Source organism: Streptomyces sp. ASQP_92 (genome assembly GCF_025399895.1).
Lineage (GTDB): Bacteria > Actinomycetota > Actinomycetes > Streptomycetales > Streptomycetaceae > Streptomyces.
Window position 1 is genome coordinate 335,930 of the sequence record NZ_JAODUA010000003.1, and the last position, 13,916, is coordinate 349,845.

The 13,916-nt window shown below is 71.8% G+C and carries 13 protein-coding genes, 1 pseudogene and 1 riboswitch; of the genes and pseudogenes, 11 read left to right on the forward strand and 3 right to left on the reverse strand.

What is annotated here, in order from left to right; translation table 11 throughout:
* Positions 1-264: 264 nt before the first annotated feature.
* The 3 genes and pseudogenes from N4G70_RS11005 (at position 265) to N4G70_RS11015 (ending at position 2,049) form a co-directional block, all read left to right on the forward strand.
* Positions 265-1,611, forward strand: a complete 1,347-nt coding sequence (locus N4G70_RS11005) for a tetratricopeptide repeat protein (RefSeq protein WP_261712366.1) — start codon at positions 265-267, stop codon at positions 1,609-1,611.
* Between the two features lie 76 nt (positions 1,612-1,687).
* Positions 1,688-1,846, forward strand: a pseudogene (locus N4G70_RS11010) (transcriptional regulator); the annotation flags it as partial.
* Positions 1,843-2,049, forward strand: a complete 207-nt coding sequence (locus N4G70_RS11015) for a DUF397 domain-containing protein (protein WP_261712367.1) — start codon at positions 1,843-1,845, stop codon at positions 2,047-2,049. The pseudogene N4G70_RS11010 and the gene N4G70_RS11015, both read left to right, overlap by 4 nt.
* A 91-nt stretch (positions 2,050-2,140) precedes the next feature.
* On the opposite strand, the gene N4G70_RS11020 is transcribed toward N4G70_RS11015, so the two are convergent.
* Positions 2,141-3,001 carry a hypothetical protein gene (locus N4G70_RS11020; RefSeq protein ID WP_261712585.1) on the reverse strand — a complete coding sequence of 287 codons (861 nt, stop codon included), beginning with the start codon at positions 2,999-3,001 and terminating at the stop codon, positions 2,141-2,143.
* A gap of 141 nt (positions 3,002-3,142) precedes the next feature.
* Between N4G70_RS11020 and N4G70_RS11025 the strand changes: the two genes are divergently transcribed.
* From N4G70_RS11025 to N4G70_RS11045, 5 genes are all read left to right on the forward strand, one after another.
* Entirely contained in the window at positions 3,143-3,409 is a 267-nt protein-coding gene (locus N4G70_RS11025) for a hypothetical protein (RefSeq protein WP_261712368.1), read from the forward strand.
* Between the two features lie 50 nt (positions 3,410-3,459).
* The gene (locus N4G70_RS11030; RefSeq protein WP_261712369.1) at positions 3,460-4,644 is read left to right on the forward strand and encodes a glutathionylspermidine synthase family protein; all 1,185 of its coding nucleotides are present in this window, start codon (positions 3,460-3,462) and stop codon (positions 4,642-4,644) included.
* Positions 4,645-4,887: 243 nt separating this feature from the next.
* Positions 4,888-6,660, forward strand: coding sequence for a hypothetical protein (locus N4G70_RS11035; protein ID WP_261712370.1), 1,773 nt, complete (start codon positions 4,888-4,890; stop codon positions 6,658-6,660).
* Position 6,661: 1 nt separating this feature from the next.
* On the forward strand, positions 6,662-7,081 hold the full coding sequence (locus N4G70_RS11040) for a hypothetical protein (RefSeq protein WP_261712371.1): 420 nt from the start codon (positions 6,662-6,664) through the stop codon (positions 7,079-7,081).
* Between the two features lie 202 nt (positions 7,082-7,283).
* The gene (locus N4G70_RS11045; RefSeq protein ID WP_261712372.1) at positions 7,284-8,183 is read left to right on the forward strand and encodes a hypothetical protein; all 900 of its coding nucleotides are present in this window, start codon (positions 7,284-7,286) and stop codon (positions 8,181-8,183) included.
* Between the two features lie 10 nt (positions 8,184-8,193).
* On the opposite strand, the gene rocD is transcribed toward N4G70_RS11045, so the two are convergent.
* Positions 8,194-9,429 (reverse strand): ornithine--oxo-acid transaminase, encoded by a 1,236-nt coding sequence (rocD, locus tag N4G70_RS11050; RefSeq protein WP_261712373.1) that lies wholly within the window; start codon positions 9,427-9,429, stop codon positions 8,194-8,196.
* Positions 9,430-9,520: 91 nt separating this feature from the next.
* Positions 9,521-9,611, forward strand: a riboswitch (ZMP/ZTP riboswitch).
* 29 nt (positions 9,612-9,640) lie between these two features.
* On the opposite strand from rocD, the gene glyA reads away from it, so the two are divergent.
* The 3 genes from glyA to N4G70_RS11065 all read left to right on the forward strand — a co-directional run bounded on the left by glyA (position 9,641) and on the right by N4G70_RS11065 (position 13,146).
* Complete coding sequence (gene glyA / locus N4G70_RS11055; RefSeq protein ID WP_261712374.1) at positions 9,641-10,912, forward strand: serine hydroxymethyltransferase; 1,272 nt, start codon at positions 9,641-9,643, stop codon at positions 10,910-10,912.
* A 532-nt stretch (positions 10,913-11,444) separates the two neighbouring features.
* The gene (gene trpS, locus N4G70_RS11060; protein ID WP_261712586.1) at positions 11,445-12,455 is read left to right on the forward strand and encodes a tryptophan--tRNA ligase; all 1,011 of its coding nucleotides are present in this window, start codon (positions 11,445-11,447) and stop codon (positions 12,453-12,455) included.
* Positions 12,456-12,567: 112 nt separating this feature from the next.
* The gene (locus N4G70_RS11065) at positions 12,568-13,146 is read left to right on the forward strand and encodes a 2'-5' RNA ligase family protein (RefSeq protein WP_261712375.1); all 579 of its coding nucleotides are present in this window, start codon (positions 12,568-12,570) and stop codon (positions 13,144-13,146) included.
* Here N4G70_RS11065 and N4G70_RS11070 read toward each other — a convergent pair whose 3' ends face one another.
* The gene (locus tag N4G70_RS11070) at positions 13,147-13,902 is read right to left on the reverse strand and encodes a decaprenylphospho-beta-D-erythro-pentofuranosid-2-ulose 2-reductase (RefSeq protein WP_261712376.1); all 756 of its coding nucleotides are present in this window, start codon (positions 13,900-13,902) and stop codon (positions 13,147-13,149) included. It lies immediately after the preceding gene.
* Positions 13,903-13,916 lie beyond the last annotated feature (14 nt).

Genomic DNA, 13,916 nt, shown 5'->3' on the forward strand with positions numbered 1-13,916 from the left:
AACGCGGCTCCCTGGAGTGGTTGTTGTGCGTCAGTCATTTCCCATCCCAGCGCTACGCGAACGGTCTGGCCGTTCGCCGGCCCCTCGGCGGACACCTCGGCCTGGCAGGTCCGGCAAGCGACGCCGTTGGAGTCCACGGCTCGTCTCCCTCCGTTGGTGACCTCTCCTGCCTCTACGCAACCGCACGACCACGCACGGCGGTACCGTTGAGAAGCGCACGAGGATTAAGAGCGTTAAGCGCCGCGCATGGGGAGTTGAACGACCGTGGGCACCAGCGAGCCGAACACCGCGTTGACACGACTGCTCCGAGAGACCGGATGGACGCTGCGGCAGTGTGCTCAAGCCATCAACAGGTTGGGGACCGAGCGCGGTACTCCAAAGCAGTACCGCCCACCTTCCGTTCACCAATGGTTGAGCGGGAGCCTGCCACGCACAGACGTACAACCGCTGATCCTGGAGGCATTCACGCGGCGGCTCGGGCGACCCATCACGTGGGCGGATGCCGGGTTCCCACGCCCTGAGAACCGAGCGGAGGGGACGCCGTGCACCACAGTTGACGGGATCATTGATCTTGGAAGGACGGACATGGACCCTTCCCGGCGTGGCGTACTGAGCGCTGCCTTGTTCTCTGTCGCCCTGACCGTCCCCGACTGGCCCGACGTGGTGGGCCGCATGGAATCCGCCCAGACCGGGATACGGACCCGCCTCGGCATGTCCGATGTGCACACGGTGTCAGCCATGACGGAACAGCTTTCATCCATGGATGATCAGTTTGGCGGGCGCACTGCTCGGCCCCTCGCCGCAAGCTTCTTGGTCAACACAGTGGCCCCATTTCTTCGGACGGACGGTCCCGAGGACGTGCGGAGAGCGATGATGTCCGCCGCGTCCGACCTCTGTTACCTCACTGGGTACATGGCCGTAGATGAGGGTTTGCACGGCCTCGCCCAGCGCTACTACCTCAAAGCACTAGAGCTTGCGGGCGCTTCTGAGGACCACCTGACGTACTGCACCACGCTCCGCGGTATGAGCGTCCAAGCGGTAGATCTCAACCAGGGCCAGATGGCCAAGCGCCTCGCCGATGCTGCTGCGGCATCCTCTCCGCAGGCCGGGCCACGGATGCGCGCTTTTCTCGCCGGCCAACAGGCCCATGCAGCCGCGCAGGTCGGAGACCGCCGATCCGCACTCACGTACCTGCACGAAGCCGAAGTGGCCATGGACAAGGCAGAGTCCCGGGGAAAGGCGTTCGGATCGTACGATCCGGCAGCGCTGAACTACCACGCAAGTCAGGTGCGGTTCGAGATGGGCGACGTACATGGAGCCGTAGCCGCTATGCAGGAATCGGACCGTCTCCGGTACAGCATCTACCGGCGTACGCGTGTCAAAGAACGGATGATTCTTGCCGAGCGGCAATTGGCCGTGGGGCATCTGGAAGCGGCTTGTCGGACGTGGGGGCTCGCGCTGGACGACTACCCATGGGTCAACTCGGGTCGCATCGACAAGAGGATGACCGACATGTTCCACCTCGTTCGCCCTCATGCGCGGAACCATGCGGCGCAGAACCTTTACGAACGTGCCAGAGAAGTCGTACGGCCTGAGCTGGTTCCGGCGTAACGGGAGCCCTGCCCGTCCCGTCGCGCGAGAGCTCCCCTGCGGCACGCCGTGACGAGAACAGACGTGAAGCGTCCTGGTCTTCTGCTGCGCGGAGTCCCAGGCGCGGGGCAACCTGGACCGTGAAAGCGCCTTGGTGGGGCCCAGGTTGACGGTCTCCCATCAACTACAGGCCGAATCGCTGTCGCAGGCGGCATCGGTGGCCATGATCGAGCAGGTACGAAAGGGCAAATCGTGACGACCGAATCTCCTCGCTGGTTCAAGTCTTCGTACAGCAACAACGGTGGCAACTGCGTAGAGGTGGCCACCAACCTTGTCGTCGCGAGCGGTGTCGTCCCCGTCCGTGACTCCAAGGCACCGAACGGCCCGGCTCTGACCTTCCGTGTGGATGCGTTCTCTTCCTTCGTAGGAAGCCTGAAGACCGGAGACTTCGGCGCCTGACCGCAAGAGCGCCACCCAGACGCCCCGCCGCCCCAACCCCCTTCGGAGCGGCGGGGTTTCGGTCGGCCCGGCCGTGGGGCCGCCCAGCCGGTCAGCGCTCCTCGACGTCCTGGAGCGACGGCCCGACCCCGGCCGCCGGGGCCTCGCCGAAGCGGGCGAGCGCCAGCGCGCCCGCCACCGCGACCGCGAAGCCGGTCACCGTCAGCCAGCCAAGACCGTCCCGCGTGCGGTCGCCGAGCCAGGCCACCCCCACCAGGGCCGGGCCGATGGTCTCGCCGATGACCATGCCCGCCGTGGCCGTGGTGACCGAGCCGCGCGACAGGGCGGAGGTGAGCAGCAGGAACGCGGCGCCGCCGCCGAGCAGCAGGGCGTACAGGGCGGGGTTCGTCAGGTCGAAGGGGTCGTCGATGAGGCGTACCGCGACCTCCACCACGCCGAAGCCGCACCCCGCGCCGAGACCGAGCACCAGCGCCCGCGCACGGTCCGGCAGCCGCCCGCCGGCCGCGCCCGCGGCCAGCACCGCGCCGGCCACCCCGAGCAGCCACCAGGGCAGCGAGGCCGGGCCCCGGTCGTCGCCCTCGGCGCCGGAGGACAGGGCGAGCAGGGCCAGGCCCGCGCACACCACGGCGACCGCCGCCCACTCCGTACCGGAGAGCCTGACCTTCAGGACGCGGGCCGCGACCACCGCCGTCACGGCGAGCGAGGCGGCGAGCGCGGCGCCCACCGCATAGATCGGCACCGAGCGCAGGGCGAGGACCTGGAAGACGAAGCCGAGTCCGTCGAGCGCCAGGCCCACGACATAGCGCCACTGGCGCACGGCGCGCAGCAGCAGCGCCGCGTCGACACCGGATCCGGCGCCCGCCCCCGAACCCGGCTCGGCGGCGCGCGTCGCGGCGGCCTGGAGGACGGTGGCCGTACCGAAGCAGACGGCCGAGGCGAGCGCGCAGATCATCCCGAAGAACACAGGGGGACTGTAGCCGCAGGCCGGGCGGCCGGGGGAAAGCCCGGGAGTGGCCCGCCGCGGGGTGGGAACTAGGGTGTGGCCGAAACGCGTCCCACAGCGAAGCCAGTAGGGGAACGGGGGAGGTCCACGATGCGCAGGTTCAGGTCCACGACGGTGGTGCTCGGTGGCATGGGAGTGCTGGCCGCGACGCTCACCGCGTGCAGTGACGAGCCGGACCGGCGGTGCGTCAACCCGGTCACCTACAAGGAACTGCCGAAGTACGAGTGCAAGAGCGGCGGCAGCGGCACGTACTACTACGGCGGGACCAGCCGGGGCGGCAAGGTCTCCGGGGGCTCCTTCGACAAGTCGGGCGTCTCGCGCGGCGGGTTCGGGCACGACGGGAGCGGCGGCGGCTGAGCCGCGCCGGCCGGCCGCAGGAACGCAGGAAGACGACGTAGGGCACACCCATGGAACGTCATCACATACAGCCGCGCCCCGACTGGCAGCGGATCGTCGAGGAACAGGGCGTGATCTACCCGCTCACCCGCTACCCCGACGACTCGCTGCGCCCCTACTGGGACGAGAGCGCGTACTACTCCTTCACGCTGCCCGAGGTCGAGGCGCTGGAGGAGACCGTCGAGGAACTGCACACCATGTGTCTGGCCGCGGCGGCCCACATCGTGGAACGCGGGCGCTTCGCGGACCTCGGAATCATGGACGGCCGCCTCGCCGACCTGGTCGCCGAGTCCTGGCGCCGAAGGGTCGAACTCCCTTCCCTCTACGGCCGGTTCGACCTGCGGTACGACGGCACGGGCCCCGCCAAGCTGCTGGAGTACAACGCCGACACCCCGACCTCGCTCGTCGAGGCGGCGAGCGCCCAGTGGTTCTGGATGGAGGACCGCTTCCCCGGCGCCGACCAGTGGAACTCCCTGCACGAACGCCTCGTCGCGGCCTGGCGGCGCCAGGCCCCGCTGCTGCCGCCCGGACCCGTGCACTTCGCGCACTCCGACGGCGACGAGCTGGGCGAGGACCTCATGACGGTGGCCTATCTGCGCGAGACCGCCGAACAGGCCGGGCTCGACACCGAGGCCCTGTCGGTCGAGTCCATCGGCTGGGACAGCATCACCGGCCGCTTCGTCGACGAGAAGCTCCGCTTCATCCGGTCCTGCTTCAAGCTCTATCCATGGGAGTGGCTGGCCTCCGACGCGTTCGGGCCGCAGGTCCTGGACACCCTCGACAACGGGGGCGGCACGGGCACGACCTGCTGGATCGAGCCCGCCTGGAAAATGCTGCTCTCCAACAAGGCGCTGCTCGCGGTCCTGTGGGAGCTGTACCCGGGCCACCCCAACCTCCTCCCCGCCCACCTGGACGGGCCGCGCGACCTGGCGGACGGGCCGGGGTACGTGGTCAAGCCCCTGCTGGGCCGCGAAGGCGCCGGCGTCACCCTGCACCCGCCGGGCTCCGCCCCGGCCCCCCGCCCCGAAGAGGCGTGCTGCTACCAGGAGTTGGCTCCGCTGCCCGACTTCGAGGGCAACCGCGTGGTGCTGGGTGCGTGGGTGGTGGACGGCGAGGCGGCGGGCCTCGGCATCCGGGAGTCGGCGGGGCTCGTCACCGACGAGTACGCGAGGTTCCTGCCCCATGTGATCCGGTGACGGGCCCGGATGTGATCCGGTGACAGGGCCCGGCCGCCCCCGTACGGCGTCCCATGCGCCCCCTCGCGCCCCCGTGCCCCTCCCCGGCGCTGCGGAAGTACCCGTGGGGAGGGTGTGAACAGGGCGGTGGCGTCGGCGGCGCGCGGCTAGCATGGCCACCCTGGCGGCGCCCTCGAACTTCCCTTCCCCTCAGCCGAGTTGAGGGGCCCCGGCGTACGCCCCACCGTCGCGGGGGAGCTGGACATGACACAGGCGCAGGTGCCGCAGCAGGCTCAGCCGCCGGGCGCGCCCGGCGGGCTGCCGCCGGTGCACCCCTCGCTCAGCGAGGCGACCCGTCTGATGGCGGCGGGCACCTATCTCGACACCGAGTACCGCGACGCCGTCATCGACGAGCTCTACGTCCACGAGGAGCGCGTCGTCGCGCCCTCGCTCGGCTTCGACGCCGCCCGCGTGCTGGCCCACGCGCTGCGCGCCCGCAGCCTGGAACTCGCCTGGTCGCTCGGCATCCTCGTGCTGTGGGTGCTGGGCGCCGTCGTCACCCACTCCGCCCTCCTGCTGGTCCTGGGGCCCTGCCTCCAGCTGGGCATCGCCCGCGCCATCCGGGGCAGCGCCGCGACCGCGCCGTGGTACCGCACCGTCCTCGCGTTCCTGCTGCGCTGGTGGGCCCGGCTGCTGCTGGTGATGTTCGGTGTCGTGGTGCTGCTCTCGCTGTTCCAGGGCTCCGACTCCGAGGAGCTCAACTCATCGTCCCAGTACGGGAGTTACGGCCGGGGCGACGACGCCCTCGGTGGTTTCTCCGAGGGCGGGAACTCCGTGCCCGGCTTCGTCGCCGGTCCCGCCCGGCTGCTCGGCGGGGCCGCCTTCGACGCCGCCGACCGGGGCTTCGGCCCGGGGCTCGCCTGGGGCATCGTCGCCTGCTTCGCCGTGGTCGCCCTCTGCGTCTGCCTCCAGCGCGTGCAGTTCACCCGGATCATGGCGAACGAACTCTCACCGCAGGGCTTCCAGGACTTCGCCGCCGACCCCGCGCAACGCGGCGACAACGGAAGGCTCCACCGGCTCGCCGCCCTGATCCGCGCCGAGCAGCACGCCCCGCTCGCCGTCTACCGCTCGGACGCCCCCTTCCGCGGCGCGGGCCAGGCCTTCGAGCCCTGGTCGGTCTCCATCCAGCTGCGGCCGCGCACCTCGCTGGGCGACAAGAGTCCGGCCCGCGTCAGCAACGCCGAGATCCTGCGCATCGTCGAACCCCTCGTCACCCGGCTGCGCATCCCCGCGCCGACGGCGCCCGCCGAGGCACACGCCGTGCGCGACCGGCTGCGCCAGCTCGAAGTGACCGAGTACCTCTTCCTGCCGGTCGACGGGCTTCCCTCGCGCACGCACGCGCCCTACGGCGAGGGCGAGGTGGAGCAGCACCGGGCGGCGGCCCTCGAAGAGGGCGGGGAGGCCCGCAGGCACTTCCTGCGGATCCGGGTGGGAGGCTGGGAGGAACACCTCGTCACCACCGTGTTCGTACGCGTCCACACTCAGGGCGGCATGCTGGTCCTGGAGATCGCCCCGCACGTCCTGTCCCCGCTGCGCGAGGACTTCCTGCGCGCCGACCGCACCGCCCAGAACTTCGCCTGCCGCACCCCGCTGGGCAAGGCGGCCTGGGCGCTGGCGCGGACGCCGCGATCGCCGGTCGCCTCCCTGGTCGTGGTGGGCCGGGCGCTCGCGTCCCTCTGGCACCGCCTCACCGGCGGATACGCCCGGGCGCTGCCGGACGGCCCCGCCCGCTCGGTACGTGAACTGGCCGCCGCGCCCGACGCCTCCCTCTTCCAGGCCATGGACTACCGGCGCTATGTGAAGTCCATCGAGGACCGGGTGACCAGCGGCGTGCGCAGCGCCCTGTACGACGCCGGGTACGACACCGGGCAGTTCGAGCAGAAGATCATCAACGTCACCCAGGGCGGCGTCATGATCGAGAACGCCCGGGGCGCGATCAGCGTCGGCGACCACAACACCGTCAGGAACGAGGGCTGAGATGACCATGCCGGGCGACGACAGCGCAGCGCCGCACGCCCCGCGGCCACACCCGCCGCGCGAGACCGCGGAGCGCTCCGTGCACATCAGCGGGGTCACCGGGTCCGTCTCGGTCGGCGACCACAACACCGTGCACAGCGTCTACCGCGCGGGCGCAGCCGACGACGAGGCCCACCGTCAACTCCTGGAATCCATCGTCGAGTTCAGGGCGGGCCTCGCCCAGCTCGTACGCAACGACCAGACCCGGACCCTGGACGCCGAACTCGCCGACGCCGAGGAGGAGATCCGCACGGAGGGTCGGGCCACCCCCGGCCGTCTGGCCCGCCTCGGCGAGCTGCTGACGGGCGCCACCGCCCTCACCGGCCTGCTCGCCTCCGGCCAGGGCCTGGTCGAGCGCGTCCGCGAACTGGTCGGGATGTGAGGCAGCGGTGACCGGTGGCGCGGACGAGGTGCGCTGGAACGCGGCGACCCAGAAGTGGGAGACGGTACGGGGCGGCCCGCCCAGGCCCCCCGCGCCCCCGGAGCATCCGGGCCCCCAGGGGCCCCAGGGGCCCCAGGGGCCCCGCGCGGACCCCGTGCCCCCGGCACCCGTCCCGCCTCCGCCGTCCGGCCAGGTCCCCCAAGTGCCGCCCCTCGCGCCCGGATTCGATGCCCTCGACACCTACGACGCCGGGGAGGGGGACCCGTACCGCCCCACCGGATCCGAGACCCCGTACCGGCCCGGCGGCTACGAGGACCCGTACCGCACCGCCGGGCCCGGGGACCCGTACCGGACCGGTGGGCCCCTCCCGCAGCCGCCCGAGCTCCCCGAGCCGCCGCCCTCCCGGCGGGTGCCCGTGGTCGTCGTGGTGGCGCTGGTGGTCGTCGCCGTGGCCGGTGCGGGCGGCGGCTGGCTGCTGGCCCGGGACGGCTCGGGCCACCCCGAGGCCACGGCGTCCCCGTCCGCCTCCGACTCCCGCTCCGGCGCCCCGGAACGGACGGGCGACGGCAAGGACGGCCCGAGCACCCCGGCCTCCTCCGCCTCCCCCTCACCGAGCGCCACCGTGCCCGCCGGGTTCCAACTCGCCCAGGATCCACGGGGGTTCAGGCTGTATGTGCCGCAGGGCTGGACCCGGCAGGACCAGGGCGACAAGGGCGTGTTCTACAACTCCCCGGACGGCGCCCGGCTCATCCAGGTGTACCTGGTTTCCGAGGCGGGCCTGAGCCCCTATGACGCGCTGAAGGGAACCTCGGGCACGCTGGCCACATCGCACACGGGGTACCAGGAGATCAGCCTGGGCCGCGACGCCACCGTGCCCGCCGGGGCCACCCAGGGCGCGCGGCTGGTGTACGCCTACGACCACCAGGCGCTCGGCCACCGGCGCCAGGTGGTCGACTACGCGTTCCTGACGCCCGGCGGCCGGCACTACGCCGTCCTGTCCGCGGCCCCCGCGACGGCGTGGCCCGAGCAGGAGCAGACCTTGAAGACCGCGCTCAGTGGCTTCTGCGACGGCCTCGACTGCCCGTCGCCGTCAGCGGGTTGACGCGGGCCTCTCACCCCTGGTCGAGGACCGCGCGGAGCTGATCGAGGCCCCAGTCCAGATCCTCCTTGCTGATCACCAGCGGCGGGGCGATCCGGATCGTCGAGCCGTGGGTGTCCTTGACCAGGACCCCCCGCTCCATGAGCCGTTCGGAGATCTGCCGGCCCGTGCCGTGCGACGGGTCGATGTCCACGCCCGCCCACAGCCCGCGCCCCCGGACCGCCTCGACCGCGCCCGCGCCGGTCAGCAGGCCGAGCTCGTGGTGCAGATGGTCGCCGAGCTCGGTGGCGCGCTGCTGGTACTCGCCGGTGCGCAGCATCGCGATGACTTCCAGGCCGACCGCACAGGCCAGCGGGTTGCCGCCGAACGTCGAACCGTGTTCGCCCGGCCGGAACACCCCGAGCACCTCGGAGGAGGCAGCGACCGCCGACACCGGGACCACGCCGCCGCCCAGCGCCTTGCCCAGGATGTAGACGTCCGGCACCACGCCCTCGTGCTCGCACGCGAACGTCTTCCCGGTCCTGCCGAGCCCCGACTGGATCTCGTCCGCCATGAACAGGACGTTCCGCTCGCGGGTCAACTCCCGCACGCCGGCGAGGTATCCGGCCGGCGGGACCAGCACGCCGGCCTCGCCCTGGATCGGTTCGAGCAGCACCGCCACGGTGTTGTCGGTGACCGCGGCCCGCATCGCTTCGAGGTCGCCGTACGGGACGATCTCGAAGCCCGGCGTGTACGGGCCGTAGTCCGCGCGGGCCTCCGGGTCGGTGGAGAAGCTGACGATCGTGGTCGTACGGCCGTGGAAGTTGTCCCGGGCGACCACGATCTTCGCCGTTCCGTCCGGGACGCCCTTGACGCGGTACCCCCACTTGCGGGCGGTCTTCACGGCGGTCTCCACCGCCTCCGCCCCGGTGTTCATGGGCAGCACCATGTCCTTGCCGCACAACTCGGCGAGCCGCGTACAGAATTCGGCGAAACGGTCGTGGTGGAACGCCCGCGACGTCAGCGTCACCCGCTCCAGCTGGGCCTTGGCGGCGTCGATCAGGCGGCGGTTGCCGTGGCCGAAGTTCAGCGCCGAGTAGCCGGCCAGCATGTCGAGATAGCGCCGCCCCTCGACATCCGTCATCCAGGCGCCCTCGGCGGAGGCGACGACGACGGGCAGGGGATGGTAGTTGTGCGCACTGTGTGCCTCGGCGGAACGGATGGCGTCTTCGGTCGCTGCGTGTGTCGACACGGGTTCTCCGATCGTCATGCGGCATGGGGCGTCGGTGGTGCCCTTTTCTATCGTCGCTCGGATGCCGGACGGGGAAACCTTGCCGTACGGGGGCACCGGTAGGGTGTTCGGTACGCGCGGCGACTGGCGAACGGGGAATCGACCCCGGGGAAGCCGTGCGCGGCCTGCCGCACGAGGTGCCGCCCGCCTGGGCACCCCGGGAACCCGTCAACGGACCCCGGAGGACGCCATGCCCCTTCCCCTTTCCCACCCCGCCCTGCTGGCCGCCGACCCCGAGCTGGCCGCGCTCGTCTCCGCCGAGGAGCGCCTCCAGTCGGACACCCTGCGCCTGATCCCCAGCGAGAACTACGTCTCGACGGCCGTGCTCGAGGCCTCGGGGACGGTGCTCCAGAACAAGTACAGCGAGGGCTACCCGGGCCGGCGCTACTACGAGGGCCAGCAGAACATCGACAAGGTCGAGGCGCTGGCCGTCGACCGCGCCAAGGCGTTGTTCGGCGTCGAGCACGCCAACGTGCAGCCCTACTCGGGCTCGCCCGCCAACCTCGCCGTCTACCTCGCGTTCGCCGAGCCCGGCGACACCGTGATGGGCATGGCGCTGCCGATGGGCGGGCACCTCACGCACGGCTGGGGCGTCTCGGCGACCGGCAAGTGGTTCCGCGGCGTGCAGTACGGCGTACGCGCCGACACGGGTCTGGTCGACCTCGACGAGGTGCGCGACCTCGCCCTCAAGGAGCGCCCCAAGCTGATCTTCTGCGGCGGCACGGCGCTGCCCCGCACGATCGACTTCGCGGCGTTCGCGGAGATCGCGCGGGAGGCGGGCGCGGTGCTCGTCGCGGACGTCGCGCACATCGCGGGGCTCATCGCGGGCGGTGCCCACCCGTCCCCCGCCCCGTACGCGGACGTCATCTCCACCACCACGCACAAGACCCTGCGGGGCCCGCGCGGGGCGATGCTGATGTCCCGCGAGGAGCACGCGAAGGCCCTCGACAAGGCGGTCTTCCCCGGGCTCCAGGGCGGGCCGCACAACCAGACCACCGCGGCGATCGCGGTCGCGCTGCACGAGGCGGCGCAGCCGGCGTTCTGCGCGTACGCACACCAGGTGGTGGCCAACGCGAAGGCGCTGGCGGAGGCGCTCCTCGCGCGGGGCTTCGACCTGGTGTCGGGCGGCACCGACAACCACCTGATCCTGATGGATCTGACCGGCAGGGGCGTCTCCGGCAAGATCGCGGCGAAGGGGCTCGACCGGGCGGGGGTCGTCGTCAACTACAACACCGTCCCGTACGACCCCCGCAAGCCTTTCGATCCCTCCGGCATCCGCATCGGTACGCCGGCCCTGACGTCCCGGGGGCTGGGGGTCGAGCACATGGCGATGGTGGCGGCGTGGATCGATCGGGGGGTGGGGGCGGCGGCCTCCGGGGACGAGGCGGCCCTGTCCGCGATCCGTAAGGAGGTCGCGGCCCTCCTCTCCACCCACCCCGCCCCCGGCCTCCCCCTGGGCTGACCCCCTGGGCGCCCACCCACTCGCCTGGGGCTCCGCCCCAGACCCCGAGGCGCCTCGCCCACCCACCCGCCCGTGCAGCGGGGTTGGATGGCCCGGGCCTCCTGGGGCTCCGCCCCAGACCCCGTTCGCGCCTGAACGGCGCTCGTCCTCAATCGCCGGACAGGCTGAGGTGGCCTGCACTGGCTAGTACCGGTCCTGCCAGGGGCGCGGGGAACTGCGCGAGGAGCGACCAGGGTCCGCGGACGAAGGCGGCGTTTTTAAGGGGCGCGGGGAACTGCGCAAAGAGCGACCACGGTCCGCGGACGACAGGGGGTCAGGGGCGCGGGGAACTGCGCGACCGGCCACGCACGGCCCGAGGGCGAGACGGGACCCGGCGCGGGGGAAGGGGGTTTCAGGGGCGGGCCCCGGGACCTGTGGGGGCGGTCACAAGTGCGGGGTTTCCGGGACGGCTCGCGTACCTGAGAGAATGCTGAGCATGGCCTCGACTCGCCCGCCCGTCGCCCACCACCACCCCCAGGGGGATGGCTTCGCCATGCCGCAGCGTCCGCGTGTGCTCTCCGGAATCCAGCCCACCGCAGGCTCGTTCCACCTCGGCAACTACCTCGGCGCGGTCCGCCAGTGGGTGGCGCTCCAGGAGTCCCACGACGCGTTCTACATGGTCGTGGACCTCCACGCGATCACCGTCCCGCAGGACCCGGCGGAGCTGCGGGCCAACACCCGGCTCGCCGCCGCCCAGCTTCTCGCCGCCGGTCTCGACCCCGAGCGCTGCACGCTGTTCGTCCAGAGCCACGTCCCCGAGCACGCCCAGCTCGCCTGGATCATGAACTGCCTGGCCGGTTTCGGCGAGGCCAGCCGGATGACCCAGTTCAAGGACAAGTCGGCCAAGCAGGGGGCGGGCAACGCGACCGTCGGCCTGTTCACGTACCCGATCCTCCAGGTCGCCGACATCCTGCTCTACCAGGCCAACGAGGTTCCGGTCGGCGAGGACCAGCGCCAGCACATCGAGCTCACCCGGGACCTCGCCGAGCGCTTCAACGGCCGGTTCGGCGAGACGTTCACCGTCCCGGCGCCGTACATCCTCAAGGAGACGGCCAAGATCTACGACCTTCAGGACCCGTCGATCAAGATGAGCAAGTCGGCGTCGACGCCGAAGGGCCTGATCAACCTGCTCGACGAGCCGAAGACGACGGCCAAGAAGGTCAAGAGCGCGGTCACCGACACCGACACGGTGATCAAGTACGACACCGAGAACAAGCCGGGCGTCTCCAACCTCCTGACCATCTACTCGACCCTGACCGGCAGGACGATCGCCGCGCTGGAATCCGAGTACGAGGGCAAGATGTACGGCGCGCTCAAGACCGACCTCGCCGAGGTGATGGTGGAGTTCGTCACCCCGTTCCGGGCCCGTACGCAGCAGTACCTGGACGATCCCGAGACGCTGGACTCGGTGCTCGCCAAGGGCGCCGAGAAGGCCCGCGCGGTCGCCGCCGAGACGCTGGCCACGGCTTACGACAAGGTCGGGCTGCTGCCGGCCAAGCACTGACCGCCTTCCGGCCGCCGATCGCGCGGCCGGAGCACGACCTCGGCCTCTGGTCAGCCGCCGGTAAGCCCGTCACACTGCACACCATCGACACCACAGCACGGAGGAGAACGACGTGGGGACCGTAACGCTCGGCGTTTCGATCGCGGTCCCGGAGCCCTACGGCAGCCTGCTCCAGGAGCGGCGCGCGGGCTTCGGTGACCCCGCCGCGCACGGCATCCCCACGCACATCACCCTGCTGCCGCCGCACGAGGTCGAGCGCGAGTGCCTGCCCGAGATCGAGGCGCACCTGGCCTCGGTCGCGGCGGCGGGCCGGGCGTTCGTGATGCGCCTGGAGGGCACCGGAACCTTCCGTCCGCTGTCCCCGGTCGTCTTCGTCAAGGTGCGGGAGGGCGCGGGCGACTGCGCCTGGCTCCAGCAGCGGGTACGGGACGAGGCGGGCCCGCTGGTGCGCGAGCTCCAGTTCCCCTACCACCCGCACGTCACGGTGGCGCACGGCATCTCCGAGGAGGCGATGGACCTGGCGTACGAGTCCCTCGCCCAGTTCTCGGCGTCCTGGACGTGCGGCGGGTTCGCCCTCTACGAGCAGGGCGCCGACGGGGTGTGGCGCACGCTGCGCCACTATCCCTTCGGCGTGGGCGCGCTCGGCGTGCCCGCCCAGGGCGCGTCCCTGGACCATCCCTCCCTGCGCTAGCTACACCGGCAGCCGCCGGAACACGGCGCGCGGCACGTGCCGCAGCGCCGACATCACCATCCGCAGCGCCCCCGGCACCCACACCAGCTCCGCCCGCCGCCGCAGCCCCGCCTCGATGGCGAGGGCCACCGCCTCGGGGGTGGTGGCGAGCGGCGCCTCGGGCAGCCCGGCCGTCATCCTCGTCCGGACGAATCCGGGGCGTACGACCATGACGTGCACCCCCGTGCCGTGCAGCGCGTCCCCGAGGCCCTGCGCGAAGGCGTCGAGGCCCGCCTTGCTGGACCCGTAGATGAAGTTTCCGCGCCGGGGGCGCTCGCCGGCCACCGAGGACAGGACGACGAGCGAACCGTGGCCCTGGGTCTGGAGGGCCTTCGCGCAGACGAGGCCCGCCGAGACCGCGCCGGTGTAGTTGGTGCCCGCGACCCGTACCGCGGCGAGCGGCTCCTTCTCGTCGTGGATCTGGTCGCCGAGCACCCCGAACGCGAGCAGCACCAGGTCGATGTCGCCCTCGGCGAACACCTTGCCGAGCGCGACCTCGTGCGCGGCGGGGTCGAGCGCGTCGAAGGCGACGGTGTGGACGTCGGGGCCCAGCGCCCTCAGCTCGGCCGCCGCCGCGTCCAGGGCGGGCGATGGCCGGCCCGCGAGCCACACCGTGCGGGTGCGGCGGGCCACCAGGCGGCGGGCGGTGGCGAGGCCGATCTCGGAGGTGCCGCCGAGCACGAGCAGGGACTGCGGCATGCCGAATGCGTCCTTCATCAGGGCTCCTTGAA